20 protein-coding genes are annotated in these 21,152 nt (G+C 64.6%); 13 read left to right on the forward strand and 7 right to left on the reverse strand.

The window, feature by feature from the left end; all coding sequences use genetic code 11:
* Positions 1–846, forward strand: a complete 846-nt coding sequence (locus tag ACEN9P_RS06410) for a MurR/RpiR family transcriptional regulator (RefSeq protein WP_074577870.1) — start codon at positions 1–3, stop codon at positions 844–846.
* 2 nt (positions 847–848) lie between these two features.
* Here ACEN9P_RS06410 and ACEN9P_RS06415 read toward each other — a convergent pair whose 3' ends face one another.
* Together ACEN9P_RS06415 and ACEN9P_RS06420 are read right to left on the reverse strand one after the other, a co-directional pair.
* The gene (locus tag ACEN9P_RS06415) at positions 849–2,192 is read right to left on the reverse strand and encodes a M20 aminoacylase family protein (RefSeq protein WP_477661012.1); all 1,344 of its coding nucleotides are present in this window, start codon (positions 2,190–2,192) and stop codon (positions 849–851) included.
* A gap of 33 nt (positions 2,193–2,225) precedes the next feature.
* A complete protein-coding gene (locus ACEN9P_RS06420) occupies positions 2,226–2,921 on the reverse strand; it encodes a DUF3047 domain-containing protein (protein ID WP_495621425.1) in 696 nt (231 codons plus the stop codon).
* A gap of 28 nt (positions 2,922–2,949) precedes the next feature.
* On the opposite strand from ACEN9P_RS06420, the gene ACEN9P_RS06425 reads away from it, so the two are divergent.
* Entirely contained in the window at positions 2,950–3,282 is a 333-nt protein-coding gene (locus tag ACEN9P_RS06425; RefSeq protein ID WP_495621426.1) for a hypothetical protein, read from the forward strand.
* A gap of 25 nt (positions 3,283–3,307) precedes the next feature.
* On the opposite strand, the gene ACEN9P_RS06430 is transcribed toward ACEN9P_RS06425, so the two are convergent.
* Together ACEN9P_RS06430 and ACEN9P_RS06435 are read right to left on the reverse strand one after the other, a co-directional pair.
* Positions 3,308–4,504 carry a porin gene (locus ACEN9P_RS06430; protein WP_477714206.1) on the reverse strand — a complete coding sequence of 399 codons (1,197 nt, stop codon included), beginning with the start codon at positions 4,502–4,504 and terminating at the stop codon, positions 3,308–3,310.
* Between the two features lie 367 nt (positions 4,505–4,871).
* Entirely contained in the window at positions 4,872–5,933 is a 1,062-nt protein-coding gene (locus tag ACEN9P_RS06435; RefSeq protein ID WP_477714205.1) for a porin, read from the reverse strand.
* Positions 5,934–6,687: 754 nt separating this feature from the next.
* On the opposite strand from ACEN9P_RS06435, the gene ACEN9P_RS06440 reads away from it, so the two are divergent.
* On the forward strand, positions 6,688–7,959 hold the full coding sequence (locus tag ACEN9P_RS06440; RefSeq protein ID WP_477714203.1) for a porin: 1,272 nt from the start codon (positions 6,688–6,690) through the stop codon (positions 7,957–7,959).
* Between the two features lie 111 nt (positions 7,960–8,070).
* Positions 8,071–8,700, forward strand: a complete 630-nt coding sequence (gene coq7, locus ACEN9P_RS06445) for a 2-polyprenyl-3-methyl-6-methoxy-1,4-benzoquinone monooxygenase (protein WP_477661007.1) — start codon at positions 8,071–8,073, stop codon at positions 8,698–8,700.
* A 25-nt stretch (positions 8,701–8,725) separates the two neighbouring features.
* On the opposite strand, the gene ACEN9P_RS06450 is transcribed toward coq7, so the two are convergent.
* Positions 8,726–9,184, reverse strand: a complete 459-nt coding sequence (locus tag ACEN9P_RS06450) for an OsmC family protein (protein ID WP_477661006.1) — start codon at positions 9,182–9,184, stop codon at positions 8,726–8,728.
* A 296-nt stretch (positions 9,185–9,480) separates the two neighbouring features.
* Between ACEN9P_RS06450 and ilvA the strand changes: the two genes are divergently transcribed.
* The 4 genes from ilvA to ACEN9P_RS06470 are packed head-to-tail and all read left to right on the forward strand — an operon-like array spanning position 9,481 to position 13,250.
* Positions 9,481–11,094: a threonine ammonia-lyase, biosynthetic gene (gene ilvA / locus ACEN9P_RS06455; RefSeq protein WP_495621427.1), complete on the forward strand. Its 1,614-nt coding sequence runs from the start codon at positions 9,481–9,483 to the stop codon at positions 11,092–11,094.
* A gap of 11 nt (positions 11,095–11,105) precedes the next feature.
* Positions 11,106–11,369, forward strand: coding sequence for a cysteine-rich CWC family protein (locus ACEN9P_RS06460; RefSeq protein WP_495621428.1), 264 nt, complete (start codon positions 11,106–11,108; stop codon positions 11,367–11,369).
* A complete protein-coding gene (gene cobT, locus ACEN9P_RS06465; RefSeq protein WP_495621429.1) occupies positions 11,326–12,387 on the forward strand; it encodes a nicotinate-nucleotide--dimethylbenzimidazole phosphoribosyltransferase in 1,062 nt (353 codons plus the stop codon). The genes ACEN9P_RS06460 and cobT overlap by 44 nt, the downstream gene beginning before the upstream one ends.
* Before the next feature lie 17 nt (positions 12,388–12,404).
* A complete protein-coding gene (locus tag ACEN9P_RS06470) occupies positions 12,405–13,250 on the forward strand; it encodes an adenosylcobinamide-GDP ribazoletransferase (RefSeq protein WP_495621430.1) in 846 nt (281 codons plus the stop codon).
* On the opposite strand, the gene ACEN9P_RS06475 is transcribed toward ACEN9P_RS06470, so the two are convergent.
* Positions 13,245–14,138: a LysR family transcriptional regulator gene (locus ACEN9P_RS06475; protein WP_495621431.1), complete on the reverse strand. Its 894-nt coding sequence runs from the start codon at positions 14,136–14,138 to the stop codon at positions 13,245–13,247. The genes ACEN9P_RS06470 and ACEN9P_RS06475 overlap by 6 nt on opposite strands.
* A gap of 118 nt (positions 14,139–14,256) precedes the next feature.
* Between ACEN9P_RS06475 and argC the strand changes: the two genes are divergently transcribed.
* The 5 genes from argC (at position 14,257) to ACEN9P_RS06500 (ending at position 20,376) form a co-directional block, all read left to right on the forward strand.
* Positions 14,257–15,189 (forward strand): N-acetyl-gamma-glutamyl-phosphate reductase, encoded by a 933-nt coding sequence (gene argC, locus ACEN9P_RS06480; RefSeq protein WP_495621432.1) that lies wholly within the window; start codon positions 14,257–14,259, stop codon positions 15,187–15,189.
* Between the two features lie 219 nt (positions 15,190–15,408).
* The gene (locus ACEN9P_RS06485) at positions 15,409–15,966 is read left to right on the forward strand and encodes a histidine phosphatase family protein (RefSeq protein WP_477660999.1); all 558 of its coding nucleotides are present in this window, start codon (positions 15,409–15,411) and stop codon (positions 15,964–15,966) included.
* 21 nt (positions 15,967–15,987) lie between these two features.
* Entirely contained in the window at positions 15,988–16,956 is a 969-nt protein-coding gene (locus ACEN9P_RS06490) for a 5'-nucleotidase (protein ID WP_477660998.1), read from the forward strand.
* A gap of 17 nt (positions 16,957–16,973) precedes the next feature.
* Positions 16,974–18,776, forward strand: a complete 1,803-nt coding sequence (locus ACEN9P_RS06495) for an ABC transporter ATP-binding protein/permease (RefSeq protein ID WP_495621433.1) — start codon at positions 16,974–16,976, stop codon at positions 18,774–18,776.
* Entirely contained in the window at positions 18,769–20,376 is a 1,608-nt protein-coding gene (locus tag ACEN9P_RS06500) for an MFS transporter (RefSeq protein ID WP_495621434.1), read from the forward strand. The genes ACEN9P_RS06495 and ACEN9P_RS06500 overlap by 8 nt, the downstream gene beginning before the upstream one ends.
* 40 nt (positions 20,377–20,416) lie before the next feature.
* Here the strand turns inward: ACEN9P_RS06500 and queC are convergent, their stop codons facing one another.
* Entirely contained in the window at positions 20,417–21,139 is a 723-nt protein-coding gene (gene queC, locus ACEN9P_RS06505) for a 7-cyano-7-deazaguanine synthase QueC (protein ID WP_495621435.1), read from the reverse strand.
* Between the last annotated feature and the right edge of the window lie 13 nt (positions 21,140–21,152).

The following is a 21,152-nucleotide window of genomic DNA, read 5'->3' on the forward strand; positions in this document are numbered from 1 at the left end:
ATGCTCGACCGAATCAAGGCGTCTCTTTCCTCCTTAGCCCCCGCCGAACAACGCGTGGGCCGCCTTGTGCTGTCCGACCCGCGGGCCTTTGCCAACCTGCCGATCACCGAGCTGGCCGGCCGCTCGCATGTGAGCAAGCCCACCGTGGTGCGCTTTTGCCGCAGCATGGGTTATGACGGCCTGTCGGACTTCAAGCTCAAGCTGGCTGGCAGTGTGAGTGAGGGCGTACCCTTCATCCACCGCAGCGTGGACGCGGACGACAAAACCGCCGACGTGATGGTCAAGGTGATAGACAACACCGTGGCGGCGTTTTTGAAATACCGCAACGATGCGAGTTCGGTGGCCGTGGAAAGAGCGGCGGACGCGTTGCTGGCGACCTATAACACCGGCAAACGCATCGAGTTTTTCGGCGTGGGCAACTCGGGCATCGTGGCGCAGGACGCGCAGCACAAGTTCTTTCGCCTGGGCATCACCAGCATCGCCTACAGCGACGGCCACATGCAGGTCATGAGCGCCTCGCTGCTGGGCCCGGGCGACTGCGTGGTGGTGATTTCCAACTCGGGACGCACACGCGACCTGATGGACGCCTGCGACATCGCGCGCAAAAACGGCGCCACCACCATCGTCATCACCGTCACCGGCTCACCGCTGGCCGCAGCCGGCAACATCCACCTGGCGGCCGACCACCCCGAGGGTTATGACCGCTACAGCCCCATGGTGTCGCGCCTCATGCACCTGATGATCGTCGACATCCTGGCGACCTGCGTGGCACTGCGCATAGGCAGCAAGCTGCAACCGCTGCTCAAGGAAATGAAGAACAACCTGCGCAACAAGCGCTACGCCTGAGCTCAGGCCAGCGGCAGCGAACGCTCCACAATGCCCGCGAACAGCGCCGAACCCAGCGGCAGCACGCTGTCGTTGAAGTCATAGCAGCTGTTGTGCAGGAAGCGGCTGCCCACGCCGCCGGTGGTGCCGCCTTTGCCGTCGGGCAGTTGCTCGCCCTGGCCCAGGCGCAGGTAGGCACCCGGCTTGACGCGCAGCATGAAGGAAAAATCTTCCGAGCCCATGCTGGGTTCAAGGTTGCTCACCACGTTTTCCGCACCCACAAGCTGGTCCGCCACCGCGGTGGCCAGCGCGTATTCGGCCGGCGAATTGATGGTGGCCGGGTAGATGCGTTCATACTTCACCGTGGCGGTAGCGCCGAAGCCCTGGGCCACGGCCGCGCACAGCTCCTTGAGGCGGCGCTCGACCAGGTTCTGCACCTCGGGCTTGAAGGTGCGCACCGTGCCCACCAGCATGGCCGTTTCGGGCACCACGCTCATGGCGCCCAGGTCGCCCGCCTGCACGGCGCAAATACTGATCACGGCGTTGTCCATGGCCTTGACGTTGCGCGACACAATGCTTTGCACCGCGGTGATGATGTGAGCGGCCACCAGCACCGGATCCACCGTCAGGTAAGCGTGTGCACCGTGGCCGCCTTTGCCGGTCACCTCGATGGTGATGCGGTCGGCCGCGGCCATCATGGGACCGGGGTTGATGCCTATGGTGCCGGGCCGCATCGCGGGCCAGTTGTGCATGGCGTAGATCGCCTGCACCGGAAAACGCTCGAACAGGCCGTCCTTGATCATCGCGTCGGCCCCGCCGCGCCCCTCTTCCGCGGGCTGGAACACCAGCACGGCGTCGCCGGCGAAGTTGCGCGTCTCAGCCAGGTAGCGGGCGGCACCCACCAGCATGGTGGTGTGGCCGTCGTGGCCGCAGCCGTGCATCAGGCCGGCCTTGGAAGACTTCCAGCCGAATTCGTTGTGCTCGGTCATGGGTAGCGCATCCATGTCGGCGCGCAGGCCCACCATAGGCCTTGCACCCGCCTTGGCGGGCTGTTGGCCCTTGATGACGGCCACTACGCCGGTTTTGCCGATACCGGTGTGCACCTCGTCCACCCCGCACAGCTTGAGCGCATGCACGACGCGGCTGGAGGTATAGACCTCTTCGAAACCAAGTTCGGGATGGGCGTGAAGGTCACGCCGGAATGCCGTCAGTTCGGGGTGGTACTGCACGATCTGCGCGAAGGCACGGCCGCTGGCGCGCAGTTGGGGCGGCCGGTCAGAACTATCAGCGTTATCGGGGCTGTCTGCCGCGGTGGATGGGAGGGAGGAGGCAGCTGGAAGGCTTGGAAGGGTGGCCGGAGCGCGCATGTCAGTGAGGTTCCGAGTTCAGCAGTTTGAATACTAGTCTTGAAGGGATGGCGGTGCAAACACAGGGCTTTGGGAAATCCTGGCCGATGCGGCGGTCATACCGGGGGCGGCTGTGGCGTTCAAGGACTTGCTCATCAATCTGACAGGGCCGTACCATGCCGAGGCTTTTTGCCGTGTGTTGTCGCTGTCCGTCATGATGGCAATGCCGACCAGTGCGCCCGGTGCTTCGCCGAAGGCTTTCTCATAATCGGCGCGGATGTCGCGCTCATAGTCAAGCCATCGGCCCAGCCGCGCGGGCCCGGACTCAAGCACCAGCTTGCGGATGCGGTCGGTGCGGGGATTGATGAGCACGCTTTCCGGCGCGCTATGGGTGCCCCACACATACATGAGGGTCGCATAGGGCATAGGCTCACCCGTCAGGGCCAATGCCAGTTCGGACAGCATGGCATTTTTGGCGGAAAACTTGGAACGGTCGCCCTCGAAGGCCAGCAGCACACGCACCGGAGAGTCATCGCTGTCGCGCTGCGTCATGTCGGCGCCGGAAATCATCGTGGGCACCTTCCAGGAGAAGCCCAGTTTGCCCAGCTCCGAAGGCTCGACCCGCAGATGTTGCCGCAGCATGCTGGCGGCGCTGTCGGACTCACTGAGGACGGCATCGCGTCCGTCCAGGCGAACCGCCCGGTAACGCGTGGATTTTTTACCCGGGAATGCGCAGTGCTGCCATTTCACCGTCTCGGGGTTTGAAAGAGGACTTGCATTGGAATTCAAGGGCGACGCCGAAGTCCAGTGCACATCCTGGCTGGCTGCGGGCGCGCTTGTTTCGACTCCCGCACAGGCGGTCAACAGCAACAGGCAACTGATGACCACAAGGGTGCGCAGCACGCCCAAGGAGCAAAAAAACGATGTGGTCATGAAAAAGATAGCGGGTATTCGGGGAGGTTGCCAGGCTTGCAGGCTTGATGTACCCGGAAAAACAGGGAACCAGATAACTCAACGCGGCGGGCGCGGAAAAGTTTCAAAAAACCGCACGGCTTTTGCCATAAAAAAAGCCGCCTCGGGTTTCCCCGAAGCGGCTTTTGGATTCTCATAAGAAACTGGCTTAAGCCAGCTTCAAATTAGAACGTGTGGCGAATGCCAGCTGCGTACGTGGTGGTACGGGTGATGTTGCTGGTAGGAGCCAGCGTCATGGTGCTGTTAGCCACGTTGTCGTAGTTCTTCGTGCTGACGGCACCCGTGTACAGGGTGGTGCGCTTGCTCAAAGAGTACAGAGCCTGGATACCCCAGCCAGTGCTGGAACCCAGATCGTCACCCTTGGAACGTGCATAGCCAGCGCTCAGGGTCGTTGCGCCCAGAGGCACTGCAACGCTCAGGCTGTACTCTTTTTGAGCTGCCAGTTCGTGGGAAACGCCGGTACGGAAGGTCGTCAGGACGTCCTTGAACTTGGCGCGGTTGGCACCGAAGCCGACTTTGGCAACGCCGAAGTCATAAGAAACGTTCAGCAGCGTGTTGACCAGGGCTGGCTTGGTCGTGGCGGTGCGAGCAGCGCCTTCGGACTGGTAGCCGCCGGAGATCAGCAGAGGACCGTTTGCGTACTTCAGGTTGGCAGAGATCGAGTTGCTTGCGCTGACAGCGGTCGTCTTGTCTTCGCCGAAAGCGTACATGAACGAGCCGGTGAAGCCGCCGAAATTAGGCGAAACGTACTTGACGCTGTTGTTGAAGCGGGTGTTGAAACCAACCCAGGTCACGTGAGCGCCGGAACCTTTGCCCGAGCTCAGGACGCCTGCGCTGGTAACACTACCGTGCGTCAACAGTGCGACATTGCCATTCAGCGTGCCGATTTGGCCAACGGTAGTCGTGCTGAAGCCGTTGTTGGTGTTCGAAGGATCGAACGGGCTCTGGGCCATCATGGCGTGGTCACCAGCGACGTCGTCGTAGGAGCTGGAGTTGCGACCGATGGTCACGGTACCGAAGCCGCTGGAGATACCCACGTTGGCGCGACGGCCGAACAGCAGGCCGCCTTGGCCGGAAGAACCATCGTCAAGGTTGATACCGCTTTCGAGGTTACCGATGACAGCCATGCCGCCGCCGATGTCTTCGCTGAAGCGAATGCCCCAACGCGAACCGTTCAGGCCGCCGGAGTCAATTTTGGCTTGGCTCAGGCCGGAGACTGCAGTACCAGCAGCGTTGAGCTGATTGGTCTTGTAGCTGCCGATGTTGGCGTCGAGCAGACCATAGATGGTCACGGTCGACTGAGCTTGTGCTGCACCAGCCATCGCGCCGAGTGCGGCCAAAGCGATAAGGGTCTTTTTCATTGAGAGTTTCTCCAAGGTTAAACATAGGGCTCCGGCACGGGGACCATTTCTGACTTGCGTCTTCATGGCTCCACCAGAGACCCGGGCCAACCCCCTTTCGGGAAGTTGGCTCTATTGCACCAGACTGGGCTTCAATTCGCAAAGGAATGCCCGAAAAAACAGGCAAGCCGTTGTGCTCAAACCACAAACAAAGGGCTGACAGTGGAAAAGAAACAACGCCCGAGCAAACCGGGGATTCCGGCTCGCCAAAACCCGCTTTTTGGCTGGTTTCGGCCAACCCAACAAAAAAAGCCGCTTCAAGGAAGCGGCTTTCCACGCAACCCCGCGCCAGGGCGGGGTTGAGCTTAAGACTCAGGCCAAGCCTGGATCAGAACGTGTGGCGGATGCCGACGCCGTAGGTGGTGGTCTTGCGATCAGCCACGCCGGTGTTGGTTTCCTTGCCGGTCTGCACGCCAGCGTACAGGTTCGAACGCTTGGACAGTGCATACAGGCCAGCCAGACCGTAGCCGGTGCGCTTCAGGTCAGGAGCGCCAGCCAGGCGGGTGCTCTTGGAGCGGGCATAGCCGCCGGACAGCGTGAAGGTGCTGGAGACAGGGAAGTCCAGGCCGATCTGGTATTCCTTGGTCTTGTCCGTTGCCAGGGCGGTCACGGGGCTGACGCCGTTCTTCACGTTGCCGTAAGCGCCGAGCAGCTTGACCACGCCGAAGTCATAGGAGCCGTTCAGCTGCGTGTACTTGACGGCGGTGGCAGCGGCAGTGGCCTTTTCGCTCTGGTAAGCCAGCGAAGCGCCGATGGGGCCGTTCGCGTAAGCAACGTTAAAGCTGATGATTTTGCCGGCGCCGACAGCGGCGGTCTTGTTTTCACCGAAGCTGTACATACCGGCAGCGGAGAAACCGCTGATGTCCGGGGTCTGGTAGTAGATCGAGTTGCCGGGACGGTCCGAGTAGTTGTTGCTGGCCCACACGCTGGTGGAAGGCGCAAACAGCAGCGAGTCAAAGCCGGCAGCGCCAGAACCCTTGACCATATCGTAAGGGGTCCACATCTTGCCGAGCTTCAGTTCACCGAAACCACCGGAAACGCCAACCCATGCCTGACGGCCGAAGACCGCGGTGGAAACTGCGTTGGTGTAGGGGTTGGTGTAGTTGTTGGCGGCGCCGGTGCTGGGGTCAAAGCCGGCTTCCAGCAGGAAGTTGGCTTTCAGGCCGCCACCGAGGTCTTCAGAGCCCTTCAGGCCGAAACGGCTGGTCTGCAGACCACCGCCGCTGCCGGAGAAAGGATGCGGGACGTTCACGCCGGACTGGCTGAGGTTGTTGTCCTTCACGGTACCGATCCATGCATCCACCAGACCGTAGATGGTCACGGTGGACTGGGCGGATGCCACGCCGGAAACGGCCAGCACTGCCAGGGCGACTAGGCTTTTCTTCATCATTAAAAATCTCCAAAAAGGTGGGGAACACATGAACACATAAAAATTGCGAACATTTAAAGGGCTTTCTGACTACCCCAGGTCGATTTGAATCGATCTGTCACAAATCACACAAAGCCCTTGCCGCTCTATTAGCAACTTTCACGCCCGATTGTTGGTGTCTCGCGACACATCGCTCGTTGCGCCTTTCAGCAGGGCATCACTTTGGCTCGATATGCCTTTTGATGCCGCGCGAACACACCAAAATGGCGCTTTTTTCGCGGCATGCATCGTTTTGGTGAAAAACTCGGTAGCAACCAGCAACCTGCGTTCGGTTGCGTTCGGTTTTCCGGTCTTCCATAGCAATCCCGAGGACACTGCGGCAAGCGGTTCTCGCCGAACCGCCGCGGTGATTCGCCGGAATGTGGCTCACTTACCACGGGCCGGCCAAAATAGAGCCCACCCCCTAAGCCGCATTCAGGCATCCGCCGACAGGGCGCCTAACCAGCCCCCGGCTGGACGCGGAAGCCGCCGCCACAGAGGGAATGAACCTGAAATGACGGAGTTGCCCGGCATTTTTTCGGGCTTTGCCGGGCCGGCAAAAACCCCGGGTTTTCCCCTGTCGCGAAAGTGATACCCCCCGTAGTGGCACTCTTTACGGTTCACCCCATCGCCATTAATCTTTCCCTCACAAAGACGGCCTGCAGGGTAAGGACGGGCGTCAAAGTTTTCCCGCCATTCACCGCTTTTTTATCAATTACAAACTCCTGGAGACTCCATGAAAAAACTGACCCTCGTTGCAACTGCGATCATGGGACTTTTGTCCACCTCGGCCGCCATGGCGCAAAGCACCGTGACCGTCTACGGCATTCTTGACGCAGGCTATAACCACGTCAGCGGCCTGCGCCAAGGCTCCGTGAGCACGATCGCCAGCGGCATCATGGAAGGTTCGCGTTTCGGCCTTCGCGGCTCGGAAGACATAGGCAGCGGCTACAAAGCCATCTTCACCCTCGAAAACCGCCTGGAACTGGACACCGGTTCCGTGACCAACCGCCCGAACTCCGGCACCCAGATGCCTGACCGCGTCGCCACCTCGGTGGCCGCCGGTGTCGCGGGCCTTCCGATTCCTGTCGCAACCCGGGATACGATCATCGCCGGCGTGAACAACACGCTCGCGACCGGCGCATTCGGCGTGAACCTGGCCGGCAACCTGTTTGACCGCCAGGCCTATGTCGGCCTGGTGACCCCCGTCGGTGCCTTCACATTCGGCCGCCAGTACACGCCCGGCTACCTGGTCGCCGCGCAGTTTGATGCTTCGCAGACCCAGTCCAGCCTGGCCGCCGGCCAGGTCGCCAGCCTGCCCGCCGCATTTGACATCCGCCTGAGCAACACGCTGCAATACGCGATCCAGACCGGCGGCGTCACCGCATTGCTGATGTACGGCGCGGGTGAAGTTGCCGGCAGCAACTCCGCAAGCAGGTTCTGGGGTGGCATGGTCACTTACAAGGGCGACGGTTTCTCGGTGGGCTATGGCCACAACGGCAAGAACAACGAGCTGGGCCAGAAATCCCTGACCAACGACCTCATCGGCGCCACGGTCGACGTCGGCCCCGGCACGCTGTACGGCCAGTACGCCACCATCAAGGACGACAACCCAAGCGGCATCTCCTCGATCGCCTCCTCGGTCACCACCCTGTCGGGTAGCGCGGTTGTCGGCGCGGCGTTCCAGAACGCCTACAACGCCGCCTTCCGCCAGGATGCCCGTCTGATGCACATCGGCTACCGCCTCACCACCGGCCCACACACCTGGGTGGTGGCCTTCAACCGCCTGGATGACAAGCGCACGGTCAATGCCGATACCGATTCCTACGGTTTCACCTACACCTACGCACTGTCCAAGCGCACCAACCTGAATGCCGTGCTCACCCGCTTCAACAACAAGGGCCAGGGCCAGGTTGCACCCGGCGGCAACGGTTTCCTCGGCGGCGTGACCTCGTCTGCCGGCGTGGGCTCCACCAACATCGCCCTGGGCATCCGCCACACGTTCTAAACCGAACCCCGCTGCCCGATTCAAACCGGGCCGGTTACGCAAAAAAGCCTCCTCACGGGGGCTTTTTTCATGGGCGTTCCCATGGCGCGTGCCCGGCGCTAACATGGCACCATGACCACCGCACTCGACACCGCGCTGAATGCCGCTGACGGCGCATTGCGCACCCTTTTCGCCGCCCCCCGCGCCAGCCGCGCCTGCCCCACCGTGCCCGGTGAAAAAACCGAGCTGGCGCTGCAGGACAAAGCCTTGTCGGGCGCGCTGATGCGGGTCAACCATGTGGGAGAGGTCTGCGCGCAGGCCCTGTATGCGGCGCAGGCGCTGGGCACGCGCGATCCGGCGCTGCGCGAGCACTTTTTGCAGGCCAGCCGCGAGGAAGGTGACCACCTGGCCTGGACCAAGGCTCGCTTGGACGAACTGGGCGCGCGTCCCTCCCTGCTCAACCCCCTCTGGTATGCCGGCGCCTTCGGCCTCGGGCTGGTCGCCAGCCGGCTGGGCGACCGCCTGAGCCTGGGTTTTGTCGTCGAGACCGAACGCCAGGTCGAAGCCCACCTGGCCGGCCACCTGGAACGCCTGCCGCAAGGCGACCATGAGTCTCGCGCCATCGTGGCGCAGATGAAGGACGACGAGGCCCTGCATGCGCTTGAGGCCGAACAGGCCGGCGCCCTGCAGCTGCCCGAGCCGGTCAAGGCGCTGATGCGCTCGGCCGCGCGCGTCATGACCACGACGGCGCACTACCTCTGAAACGGCAGCGCCCCGTCCGGCTTGCTTAAACCTCCAGCACTTCGAAGCTGGTGGTGATCTCCGCGGTTTTCGCCAGCATGATGGTGGCCGAGCAGTATTTGTCGTGGCTCATGGCCACGGCGCGCTCCACGGCGCTGGCGGACAGGCCTTTACCCGTCACCACGAAGTGCATGTGGATCTTGGTGAACACCTTGGGGTCCACCGGCGCCCTGTCAGCGCTGAGCTTGACCGAGCAGCCGCGCACGTCCTGGCGGCCGCGCTTGAGGATCAGCACCACGTCATAGGCCGTGCAGCCGCCGGTGCCGGCCAGCACCGTTTCCATGGGCCGGGGCGCCAGGTTGGCGCCGCCGTTTTCGGGCTTGTCCGCGTCGGGCGCGCCGTCCATCACCAGGGTGTGGCCGCTGCCGGTTTCGGCGAGAAAGCTCATGTTGGAGCGAGACCCCGTGATAGTGCTGTTGCCCGTCCAGCTCACCGTGCATTCCATAAACCCCGCTCCTTATGCATAAAATTTATAACTGAAACCGTGAAAAATGTGGAGTTTGTGCCACAAGAGATTGTGCAGCGCAACATTGCTCCGCTATACTGAAATCATCGCACCAATACCGATGCCCCGGGCATCACAAGGTATTTTGTGCACTGGTTGTCTCCTCCACCTCCTCTAAGGGTGGATTTACAGGCCCAGACCGCAAGGTCTGGGCCTTTTTTCTTGCCGGCACGGCTTCTTGCGGCGCTTCTTCGCTGGTTTCTCGCCCCACTATGATGTCAGGCTGCGAGAAAAACATGCCCACCCCGACCAAACCCGCCTCATCCCGCTCCAAAACCGCCCCGTCTGCCAAGCCCGGCAAGCCGCTCAGCCCCGCCGACTACCTGAAAAAGATTCTCACGGCGCGCGTCTACGACGTGGCCGTGGAGTCCAGCCTCGAGCCCGCCAGGAACCTGGGCCTGCGCCTGAAAAACACCGTGCTGCTCAAGCGCGAGGACCAGCAGCCGGTGTTCAGCTTCAAGCTGCGCGGCGCCTACAACAAGATGGCCCACCTGAGCCCGGCGCAGCTCAAGAAAGGCGTGATCTGCGCCTCGGCCGGCAACCACGCGCAGGGCGTGGCCCTCAGCGCGCAAAAGCTGGGCACGCGCGCGGTCATTGTCATGCCCACCACCACGCCGCAGCTCAAGGTCGACGCGGTCAGGGCCTGGGGCGGCGAGGTCGTGCTGCACGGCGACAGCTATTCGGACGCCTACGGCCACGCCGTGGTGCTGGAGAAAAAGCAGGGCCTGACCTTTGTCCATCCTTTCGACGACCCCGACGTCATCGCCGGCCAGGGCACGATCGCGATGGAAATCCTCATGCAGCTGCAAAGCCTGGGCTCCAGCCGGCTGGATGCCGTGTTCGTGGCCATAGGCGGCGGCGGGCTGATCTCCGGCGTGGCCAATTACATCAAGGCCGTGCGCCCCGAGATCAAGGTCATAGGCGTGCAGACCAACGACTCCGATGCCATGCGGCAGTCCGTCGACGCGAAAAAACGCGTCACCCTCAGCGATGTCGGCCTGTTCGCCGACGGCACGGCCGTCAAGCTGGTGGGCGAAGAAACCTTCCGCATCAGCCGCGAGCTGGTCGATGAATTCATCACCGTCGACACCGACGCGGTCTGCGCCGCCATCAAGGACGTGTTTGTCGACACGCGCAGCATCGTCGAGCCCTCGGGGGCGATGGCCGTGGCCGCCGTCAAGCAGTACGTGGCCACCCACAAGACCAAGGGCGAGACCTACGCGGCGATCCTGTGCGGCGCCAACATGAACTTCGACCGCCTGCGCTTTGTCGCCGAGCGCGCCGAGGTCGGCGAAGAGCGCGAAGCCCTGTTCGCCGTGACGATTCCCGAAGAGCGCGGCAGCTTCCGGCGCTTTTGCGAAGTCATCGGCGAGTTGCCCGGCGGCCCGCGCAGCGTGACCGAGTTCAACTACCGCATCAGCGACGACGCCAAGGCCCATGTCTTCGTGGGCCTGACCACCTCGGCCAAGGGCGAGAGCGCCAGGATCGCCGCCAATTTCTCGCGCCACGGCTTCAAAACCCTGGACCTCACGCACGACGATCTCGCCAAGGAGCACATACGCCACATGGTGGGCGGGCACAGCGCCCTCTCCAAGGACGAACGCCTGCTGCGCTTCATCTTTCCCGAGCGCCCCGGCGCGCTGATGAAGTTTCTCTCCAGCATGCGGCCGGGCTGGAACATCAGCCTGTTCCACTACCGCAACCAGGGCGCCGACTACGGCCGCATCCTGGTGGGCCTGCAAGTGCCCAAGGCCGACAACAAGGCCTTCAAGGAATTCCTCGACACCCTGGGCTACCCCCATGTCGAGGAAACCGCCAACCCGGTTTACCGGCTCTTCCTGCAAAGCTAGAGCACGCCGCCATGAACCTGCAGGGCGCACCCTCGGCAAGGCCCGCATCGGCCAACACCTCGGTGTGCCCGCGCTGCGGCGCCGGCCTGCGCTGCGGCATGGTGGCCGGAGACGCCGAATGCTGGTGCGTCAAGCTGCCCCATGTCATGCCGGTTCCCGGCGAACGCGCCCCGTCACCCGAAGGCAGCGCGCCATCCTGCTACTGCCCCGCCTGCCTCAAGCTGATCACCGATGAACGCACCCGACTCTCCAATCCTGCCCCTGCCCGCGATTGAGCCCGTCACCGACGCCTCGCTCGAGGCCAGGCTGCGGCACAAGATCGACCACAAGACCAAGCCGCTGGGCGCCCTTGGCCGGCTTGAAGACCTGGCGCTGCAGTTGGGGCTGATCCAGCAAAGTGAAAACATCACACTGCGCGAACCGCAAATGGTGGTGTTCGCGGCCGACCACGGCATCGCCGCCGAAGGCGTTTCGGCCTACCCGCAGGCCGTCACCGTGCAGATGGTCGGCAACATGCTGGCCGGCGGCGCCGCCATCAATGTCTTCGCCCGCCAGCATGGTTTTGCCCTGCGGGTGGTGGACGCCGGCGTCGCGGCCGAACTCGCACCGCACCCGCAGCTGCTGCCGCGCAAGATCGCGCACGGCACGCGCAACAGCCGCCAGGAACCCGCCATGACGGCCGCGCAGGTGCGCGCCGCCCTGCAGGCCGGCATGGACATCGTGGGCCAGCTGCCCGGCAATGTCGTCGCCTTCGGTGAGATGGGCATTGCCAACACCTCTGCCGCTGCCCTGCTGTTCGCACGCCTGGCGGGCGTCGGCATTGAAGACGCCACGGGCCGCGGCACCGGGCTTGACGACGCCCAGCTCGCGCACAAACGCCAGGTACTGGCGGATGTCCTGGCCTGCCACGCCGGCGCCACCGATCCTCTGGCCGCGCTGGCCGCCCTGGGCGGCTTTGAAATCGCCATGATGGCCGGCGCCATGCTGAAGGCCGCGAGCGAGCGCCGCGTGGTGCTGGTTGACGGTTTTATCGCCGGCGCCGCCGCGCTGGCGGCCCGAACCCTGGCGCCCGCCGCGCAGGACTACATGGTGTTTTGCCACCGCGGGGACGAACACGGCCACCGGCTGCTGCTGGCCCACCTGAAGGCCAGCCCGCTGCTGGACCTGGGCCTGCGCCTGGGCGAAGGCACGGGCGCGCTGCTGGCCTGGCCGCTGCTGCAGTCGGCGGGCAACTTCCTGGGCGAGATGGCCAGCTTTGAGTCCGCCGGCGTGAGCGGCAAGGAAGGCGCGTAAACCGCCATGGGCGCCGTATGACCGCCATTGCCCAGTTCGTGCGCGAGTACTTGCTCGCCGTGCAGTTCTTCACCCGCATCCCCATCACCGGGCGGCTGGCCGAATGGGTGGGCTACAGCCCTGAGATGCTGCGCGCCAGCGCGGGGCACTTCCCGGGCATAGGCATACTCGCCGGCGCCGTGGCCGCGGCCGTGTACGCCCTGGTGCAGGCCCTGTTGCCCGACACCACCTTCACGCCGCTGGTGGCCGCCGTGCTGTCCACCGCCGCCACCGTGCTGCTGACCGGGGGCTTTCATGAGGACGGCCTGGCCGACACGGCCGACGGCCTGGGTGGCGGCCACGACCGGGAGCACGCGCTGCAGATCATGAAAGACTCGCGCGTGGGCGCTTTCGGCGCCATGGCGCTGGTGCTGGCCGTGTTCGCCAAGGTGTCCCTGCTGGCCATACTCGGCTCGGTCGAAGGCGCGCCCACCGGCTGGGAGGAAGCGCCCTTTGCCGGCTGGTACATCTGCGCCGCGCTGTGGACGGGCCACGTCGTCTCGCGCGGCCTGCCGCTGCTGCTGATTTACCTGCTGCCGCATGTGGGCGATACCGCCGCCTCCAAATCCAAGCCGCTGGCCGACCAGATTGCGCCGGGCGCCTTGCTGATCGGCTTTGCCTGGTGTTTCGTCGCGCTGGCCCTGGCCGCCCTGGCATTGGACGCCCTGAACCTCATCGTCGCCTGCAGCTTTGCCCTCCTGGCCTTGCTGTGGATGGGGCGGATGTTCAAGCACCGGCTGCAGGGTTTTACCGGCGACTGCCTGGGCGCGACCCAGCAGGTCTGCGAGATCGCTTTTTATTTCGGCCTGGCCATCAGCCTATGACCCTGACTGGCGCTGCTGCCACAGCACGTCCAGCACGTGCTGCGTCGCGCGTTCCACCGGGCCGGCCCGGTGCGCAATGCCCAGCGACCGCCACAGCGCGGGGCGCAAGGGCAGCATGCGCACGCGCGGGTCCAGCGGCGTGGTGGAAGATGCCTCGTGCGGCAGCAGCGTGGCGCCGTAGCCGGCAGCCACCAGGCTCTTGATCGCGTCGTTGTAGTTGAGCTGGATGCGCGCCTTGGGGTGCTCCCCCGCCAGCGCGAACCACTCAGCGCCCAGCCGCGACAGGCTGGTGCCCATATCGTTGAGGATCAGCGGCTGGGCCGCCAGCCACTTCGGCGTGGCGCGCTGGGGTGCCGCCCAGGACGACGGCACGAAGGCCATCACCGGATCCCGCCGCCAGGGCTCTACCTTCACCCCTTGCACCGTCGCCTGCGGCAACGCCACCAGGCCCACGTCTAGCGATCCGTTCGCCAGCCGCGCCATGGTGTCCTGCGAAGTAAGCACGGCCACCTGCACGTCGATACCGGGATGGTTCCGTCCCAGCACCTCCAGGGCCTGCGGCAGCAAGTGGGCAATCGCCCCCGTGGAGGCGCCCAGCCGCACCCGGCCCGCCAGCCCCTGCACCTGCCGCTGCACCACCTCCATGGCCTCGTCCGCATCGGCCAGCAGGCGCCGCGCCCGCTCGACCAGCGCCTCGCCCACACCTGAGGGACGCACTTCGCCGCGCTTGCGCACCAGCAGGGGCGCGCCGCACAGCGCTTCCAGGTCGGCGATGTGCAGGCTCACCGTGGGCGCGGCCAGGTGCAGCACCCGCGCGGCTTCGGCGAACGAGCCCAGTTCTGCGATGGTGACCAGCGTGCGCAGCCGGTCCAGGTTGAGTTCGCGCATGATGTTCAGTAAATCTGATGTTGGTGTTTATGAAATTCAACTTTTCAAATTCTACGGGGTCGCGGAAGATTCGCGTTCTTTCTTTGGCTTGAGCCATCCACCCCACCAGGAGCAACACATGGGCGCACCCCTTGTTTTCATCGACGGCGACCAAGGCACCACCGGCCTGCAGATCCATGAACGCCTGCAGGGCCGAAACGACCTGAGCCTGCTCACGCTGCCCGAGCAGGACCGCAAGAACCCCGCGCGCCGTGCGCAGGCCATCAATGCCTGCGACATCGCGCTGCTGTGCCTGCCCGACGGGCCCGCGCGCGAAGCGGCGGCCTCCATCGTGAACCCGGCCGTGCGTGTGATCGATGCCAGCTCCGCGCACCGCACCGATCCGCAGTGGGTCTATGGGTTCCCGGAAATGAGCACGGAGCAGTCCCGGCTCATCGCCGGCGCGCGGCGCGTCAGCAACCCCGGCTGCTACCCCACGGGCGCCATCGCCCTGCTGCTGCCGCTGGTGAAGGCCGGCCTGGTGCCCGCCGACCATCCGCTGGCGATCCACGCGGTGTCGGGCTACTCCGGCGGCGGCCGCGCGCGGGTGGACGCGCGTGAAGGCACGGGTGCGTCGCATGCGGCCATGTTCCAGGTCTACGGCCTGGAGCTGGCCCACAAGCACGTCCCCGAGATCCAGGAGCACGCAGGCCTGGCACAGCGGCCTTTCTTCCTGCCGGCCTACGGCTCGTTTCGCCAGGGCATCGTGCTCACCATCCCCTTGCTGCTGCGGCAGTTGTCGGCGGGCGTTACCGCCGACCAGCTGCAAGCCTGCCTGCGGCAGCACTACGAAGGCGCCGTGCACGTGGAGGTGATGGCGCAAAAAGATGCTGAAGCCACGCAGCACCTGGACCCGCAGGCGCTCAACGGCACCAACCAGCTACGGCTGGCCGTTTTCGCCAACCCGCAGCATGGCCAGGTACTGCTGGCCGCCGTGTTCGACAACCTGGGCAAAGGCGCCTCGGGTGCGGCCGTGCAAAACCTTGACCTGATGCTGCAGCACGCGGCTTAGCGCTTGAACAGCACGGCCGGTTCTGCGAGGGATGGCAGTCCACGGCTGGCCTCGCAGCGGCGCGGGGGGCTTGCCGTGCCAGTGCCGCTCTAGAATAGGCCATGGGGCATGGCGGGCCCCATCGCACGGCACGCACTGCCTCACGCCCCAGCCATAGCAGCAGCCCCTTTCCATGACCACCGCATCACTTCCCTCCATGACCAAGGCAGCCAGCAAGCCATGAAGCTCTGGCTGGCCCGCCACGCAACGCCGCTGGTTGACGCCGGCATCTGCTACGGCAGGCGGGACGTGGCGGCCGACACCGCGGCGACCGCCGAATGCGCGCAGGCGCTGGCACAGTTGCTTCCAGCCGGCATCCGCGTCGTCCATTCCCCTTTGCAGCGCTGCGCGCAACTGGCGCAAGCCTTGTCTGGACTGCGGCCCGACCTGGCCTGCACCAGCGACCCGCGGCTGCAGGAGATGGACTTCGGCGCCTGGGAAGGCCGCGCCTGGAATGACATTGCCCCCGCCGAACTGCAGGCCTGGACCGACGGCTTTGCCAACTACGCCGCGGGCGGCAGCGGCGAAAGCACCAGCCAGTTCATGGCGCGTGTCGCCTCCGCCTTTGACGAATTGCAGGGCCGGCCCGACACGCTATGGATCACCCACGCCGGTGTCATACGCGCTGCGGAACTGATTGCGCGTGGTGTGCGTCAGATCAAGCAAGCCAGCGATTGGCCAGTAGAAGCACCGGCCTACGGCCAATGGTGCACACTCGAACTAACACCCCCTTCCTAAAACCCAGACAAGGCACAAAAAATGGCAGCAACCCTGGATGGTCAGCTCGTGGTGGCGATCTCGTCACGCGCGCTGTTTGATTTTGAGGAAGAAAACCAGGTCTTTGAAAGCGGCATGGCGGCCGCGCCGCCCCCCGGCGTCAAAAAAGACGCGGCCTATATGAAGCTGCAGCTCGAGCGCCTGGACGTGCCGGCCAAGCCCGGCGTGGCCTTCTCGCTGGTCAAGAAGCTGCTGGCCTTCAACGACGCGCCCGAAAGCGCCGGGGAGGCCGCCAGCCCGGCGGCGCCCGCGCAGCGTGTGGAAGTCGTGATCCTCTCGCGCAACGACCCGGTATCCGGCATGCGCGTGTTCCGCTCGGCCCAGCACTACGGCCTCAAGATTGAGCGCGGTACCTTCAACCGCGGCGAGGCGCCCTGGCGCTACCTCAAGCCGCTGCACGCCAACCTGTTTTTGTCGGCCCACCTGAGCGACGTGCGCGACGCGCTGGCCGCGGGCGTGCCGGCCGCGCAGGTCTACCCGCATTCGGTGCGCGCCAGCGATGCCCATCCCAACGAAGTGCGCATTGCCTTCGACGGCGACGCGGTGCTGTTCTCGGACGAAGCCGAGCGCGTGTTCCAGGCCCAGGGCCTGTCCGCCTTCCAGCAGCACGAGCGCGACAAGGCTTCCCAGCCGCTGCTGGCTGGCCCCTTCAAGCCCCTGCTCGAAGCGCTGCATCGGCTGCAGCAGGCCGGCACCTCGCGCATGCGCATACGCACCGCGCTGGTCACCGCGCGCAGCGCCCCGGCGCACGAGCGCGCCATCCGCACGCTGATGGAATGGAACATCGAGGTCGACGAGGCCATGTTCCTGGGCGGCCTGGCCAAGGGCGAATTCCTTCGCGAATTCGAGCCCGACTTCTTCTTTGACGACCAGACCGGCCACGTGAATTCCGCCGCCCAGCATGTGCCCTCGGGCCATGTGGCCAGCGGTGTGTCCAACCAGATTTCCTGAGCCGCGAAAGAGCCTTCATGAATCCATCCAGCCTTTTTGCCAAATTCAACAATTTCTGGCGTTTTGCAGGCCGCATAGGTGCACTCGCCGCGCCCTATTTCCGGTCCGAAGAAAAATGGAAGGCTCGCCTGCTGCTGGTGGCCATCGTGCTGCTCAATTTGGGCACGGTCTATATGGCAGTGCAGTTCAATGACTGGTACCGCGTGTTTTACGACGCACTTGAAAAGCGCGACCAGCTTGTCTTCTGGCAGCAGATGGGCCGGTTCACCTATCTCGCTTTCGGAGCGATCATCATCGCCGTCTACAAGTTCTACCTGACCCAGTTGCTGCAAATGCGCTGGCGCGCCTGGATGACACGCGACTACCTGCGCCGCTGGCTGTCTCACCATGCCTTCTACAAGATGGAACTGGCGCGCTATTCCGCGGCCACCGACATCAACGCCAGTCCCGACAACCCGGACCAGCGTATCCAGGAAGACGTGCACTCGTTCACCACCTCCACGATCACACTGAGCATGGGCCTGCTCAATGCGGTCGTGACGCTGGTCAGTTTTGTCGGCCTCCTCTGGGTTCAGTCGGGCCCGCTGGCCTTCAGCCTGGGCGGTAGCAGCTACTCCATCCCGGGTTACATGGTCTGGGCCGCAGTGGCCTACTGCCTGGTCGGCAGCGTGCTGGCGCATTACGTCGGGCGGCCACTGATCAAACTCAACTTCATGCAGCAGCGCTACGAGGCCAACCTTCGCCACCACCTGGTGCGGGTGCGCGAGTACAGCGAATCCATCGCGCTCGACCACGGCGAGGCGGTGGAGCGCGGCCAGCTCGACGGGCGCTTCACGACAGTCCTTGCGAACTACCTGAACCTGATACGCGCCAACAAAAAACTCATCTGGTTCCAGAGCTTCTTCGGCCAGGCGGCTCTGATCTTTCCCTTCCTGGTCGCGGCACCCCGCTTCTTCAGCGGCGCGATCCAGCTCGGCCAGCTGATTCAGATTTCCTCGACATTCGGCAAGGTTCAGGACTCGCTCAGCTGGTTTGTGGACAACTACGACAACCTCGCCAGCTGGCGTGCGACAACAGATCGCCTGACCAGTTTCGAAGACAGCATGATCGCGCAGACACAGGACAATGAGGCGCTGGTCACCACCCCATCCACCGAGCTTGAGTCCACAGGCCTCAAACTGGCGCTGCCCACAGGCGCCGTGCTGCTGGCGCAGACCTCGTTGAAGGCGCACACCGGCGACCACATCCTTCTGAAAGGCCCCTCGGGCAGCGGCAAGTCCACCTTGTTCCGCGCCTTCGCCGGCATCTGGCCTTTTGCCAGCGGCAACATCGCCAAACCCGGCAACGCCATGTTCATCCCGCAGCGCCCCTATTTCCCCAATGGCTCGCTGCGCGATGCGCTGGCTTATCCGGAACCCGCCACAGCCTACAGCGATGACGCCCTCAGGCAGGCGCTTGAGGAGGCCCTGCTGCCCGACCTGGCGGCGCGGCTTGACCAGGAAGACGCCTGGAGCCAGAAGCTTTCCGGCGGCGAGCAGCAGCGCCTGGCGATCGCGCGCGTGCTGCTGAAAAAGCCCAAATGGATCTTCGCCGATGAAGCCACCAGCGCACTCGACGAAGCCGCCGAAAAGACGCTGTATGAACGTTTGCTCGCGCTCGTCAAATCGTCGGGCGGCGCCATCATCTCCATTGCCCACCGGCCCAACGTGGCGGCCTTCCACGACAGGCAGTGGACGCTGGAGAAACAGCCGCCGGGTTCAAATGCCCTGTACACCCTGACGGCCAGCCAGCTCCCCCGAGGAAGCGCCGCGCATGCCTGAGGAAATGTCCAGGCCGCCCGCGCCGGAGCCCGCCGACCTCTCCGCCTGGGCGCCCATCAAGCGCCCGGTGTTCCGCATGCTGTGGAGCACCTGGCTGGTCGCCAACATCTGCATGTGGATGAACGACGTTGCGGCCGCCTGGATGATGACCTCCATGACCACCTCGCCGATCTGGGTGGCGCTGGTGCAGTCGGCCTCCACCTTGCCGGTGTTCCTGCTGGGCCTGCCCAGCGGCGCGCTGGCCGACATCCTGGACAGGCGGCGCTACTTCATCATGACGCAGTTCTGGGTGGCCGTGGTGGCCACGCTGCTGTCCATCACCGTGATCTCGGGCGTGATGACACCGCCGCTGCTGCTGGCGCTGACTTTTGCCAACGGCGTGGGCCTGGCGATGCGCTGGCCGGTGTTCGCCGCCATCGTGCCCGAACTCGTGCCGCGCGGGCAGCTGCCCGCCGCGCTGGCGCTCAACGGCGTGTCCATGAACGCCTCGCGCATCGTCGGCCCGCTGGTGGCCGGCGCGCTGATCGCCGGCGCCGGCACCGAATACGTTTTTGTGCTCAACGCCGTGCTGTCGGTGATCTCGGGTTTTGTCATCATGCGCTGGCGGCGCGACCACGCGCCCAGCCCGCTGGGGCGCGAGCGCCTGGTCAGCGCGATGCGCGTGGGCCTGCAGTTCGTCGGCCAGTCGGCGCGCCTGCGTTCGGTGCTGCTGCGCATCGCCATTTTCTTTTTCCATTCCACCGCCCTGCTGGCGCTGCTGCCGCTGGTGGCGCGCGGCCTGCACGGCGGCGACGCCGGCACCTTCACCTTGCTGCTGGCCTCCATGGGCGCGGGTGCCATCGTGGCCGCGCTCAACCTGCCGCGGCTGCGCCAGATGATGCCGCGCGACGTGCTGGTGATGCGCGCCACGCTGCTGCAGTCGGCCTCCATGGCCGCCATGGCGTTTGCGCCCAATGCCTGGGTGGCGGTACCGGCCATGGTACTCAACGGCATGGCCTGGATCACTTGCGCGAATTCGCTCAGCGTGTCGGCCCAGCTCGCCCTGCCTGACTGGGTGCGCGCTCGCGGCATGTCCATGTACCAGATGGCCATCATGGGTGCCAGCGCCGCCGGCGCCGCGCTGTGGGGCCATGTGTCCACCCTGAGCAGCGTCTCCACCGGCCTGCTGATCGCCGCCGCCAGCGGCACGGTGGTGATGCTGGTGGCGCAGCGCCTGGTGTCCGACCTCAGCATCGAGGAGGACATGACGCCCTCGCGCCAGTTCAAGGCGCCCGTGGCCGAGGAGCCGCCCGGCGTGGGCAATGTGGTGGTGACGATTGAATACCTGATAGACCCGGCGCGCGCCGACGACTTCCGCGCGCTGATGCAGGAAAGCCGGCGCAGCCGTTTGCGCCAGGGTGCGCTCGAATGGGAACTGCTGCGCGACGTGAACAAGCCCGGGCGTTTTGTCGAGCAGATCGTCGACGAATCATGGACCGAGCACCTGCGCCGCTTCGACCGCGTTACCGCCAGCGACGTGGTGCTGCGGGAGCGCAAGCTGGCTTTTCATATCGGCGAGGAGCCGCCCCTCGTAACGCGCTGCGTCATAGACAGCCTGTGAGGATTTGACTCCTTTCCCCAAGAGGGAAGGAGCAAAAGGTTCAGACTCCCGCAGCGTAGCGCTCGAACCCTCTGGCTCGTAGCTCGCAAGCCGGGCAAGTCCCACAGCCATAACCCCAGGCATGCCGGTGCACCCGGTCGCCCAGGTAGCAGGTGTGGGTGTGCTCCACGATCAGCTTCACCAGCGCCTCGCCGCCTTGCGGCTGGCCTGACTTTTCTCCGATGTCGTGCGCCAGCCGCCAGGTGTCGGCCTTGTCTATCCACATCAGCGGGGTTTCGATCAGGAAGCGCTTGTCCATGCCCAGCGACAGCGCCAGCTGCATGGCCTTGATGGTGTCGTCGCGGCAATCGGGGTAGCCCGAAAAATCGGTTTCGCAGACGCCGGTGACCAGCACCTGCAGGTCGCGCCGGTAGGCCAGCGCCGCCGCCAGCGTAAGGAACAGCAGGTTGCGCCCCGGCACAAAGGTGTTGGGCAGGCCCGAGCTTTCCATCTTGAAGGCCACGTCGCGGGTCAGCGAGGTGTCGCTGACCTGGCCCAGCACCGCCAGGTCCAGCAAATGGTCTTCGCCAAGCTTGTGGGCCCACTGCGGAAACTGCGCCTTGATTTCACGCAGCACATTCAGGCGCGCCTCCAGCTCCACCTTGTGGCGCTGGCCGTAGTCAAAGGCCACGGTTTCGACACGTTCGTATTTGGACAGCGCCAGGGCCAGGCAGGTGGTGGAATCCTGCCCGCCGGAAAACAGCACGAGTGCGGATGTATGCATGCTGGTTACCTCC

This window comes from Polaromonas sp. Polasp52, assembly GCF_059491565.1.

Bases quoted from the DNA above. Each gene is read 5' to 3' on its own strand.
- argC (WP_495621432.1), top strand. From the start codon at position 14,257: ATGGGCGCACCCCTTGTTTTCATCGACGGCGACCAAGGCACCACCGGC.
- queC (WP_495621435.1), bottom strand. From the start codon at position 21,139: ATGCATACATCCGCACTCGTGCTGTTTTCCGGCGGGCAGGATTCCACC.
- coq7 (WP_477661007.1), top strand. From the start codon at position 8,071: ATGACCACCGCACTCGACACCGCGCTGAATGCCGCTGACGGCGCATTG.
- ACEN9P_RS06490 (WP_477660998.1), top strand. From the start codon at position 15,988: ATGGCAGCAACCCTGGATGGTCAGCTCGTGGTGGCGATCTCGTCACGC.
- ACEN9P_RS06415 (WP_477661012.1), bottom strand. From the start codon at position 2,192: ATGCGCGCTCCGGCCACCCTTCCAAGCCTTCCAGCTGCCTCCTCCCTC.
- ACEN9P_RS06440 (WP_477714203.1), top strand. From the start codon at position 6,688: ATGAAAAAACTGACCCTCGTTGCAACTGCGATCATGGGACTTTTGTCC.
- ilvA (WP_495621427.1), top strand. From the start codon at position 9,481: ATGCCCACCCCGACCAAACCCGCCTCATCCCGCTCCAAAACCGCCCCG.
- ACEN9P_RS06500 (WP_495621434.1), top strand. From the start codon at position 18,769: ATGCCTGAGGAAATGTCCAGGCCGCCCGCGCCGGAGCCCGCCGACCTC.
- ACEN9P_RS06410 (WP_074577870.1), top strand. From the start codon at position 1: ATGCTCGACCGAATCAAGGCGTCTCTTTCCTCCTTAGCCCCCGCCGAA.
- ACEN9P_RS06470 (WP_495621430.1), top strand. From the start codon at position 12,405: ATGACCGCCATTGCCCAGTTCGTGCGCGAGTACTTGCTCGCCGTGCAG.
- ACEN9P_RS06485 (WP_477660999.1), top strand. From the start codon at position 15,409: ATGAAGCTCTGGCTGGCCCGCCACGCAACGCCGCTGGTTGACGCCGGC.
- cobT (WP_495621429.1), top strand. From the start codon at position 11,326: ATGAACGCACCCGACTCTCCAATCCTGCCCCTGCCCGCGATTGAGCCC.
- ACEN9P_RS06495 (WP_495621433.1), top strand. From the start codon at position 16,974: ATGAATCCATCCAGCCTTTTTGCCAAATTCAACAATTTCTGGCGTTTT.
- ACEN9P_RS06475 (WP_495621431.1), bottom strand. From the start codon at position 14,138: ATGCGCGAACTCAACCTGGACCGGCTGCGCACGCTGGTCACCATCGCA.
- ACEN9P_RS06460 (WP_495621428.1), top strand. From the start codon at position 11,106: ATGAACCTGCAGGGCGCACCCTCGGCAAGGCCCGCATCGGCCAACACC.
- ACEN9P_RS06435 (WP_477714205.1), bottom strand. From the start codon at position 5,933: ATGATGAAGAAAAGCCTAGTCGCCCTGGCAGTGCTGGCCGTTTCCGGC.
- ACEN9P_RS06450 (WP_477661006.1), bottom strand. From the start codon at position 9,184: ATGGAATGCACGGTGAGCTGGACGGGCAACAGCACTATCACGGGGTCT.
- ACEN9P_RS06430 (WP_477714206.1), bottom strand. From the start codon at position 4,504: ATGAAAAAGACCCTTATCGCTTTGGCCGCACTCGGCGCGATGGCTGGT.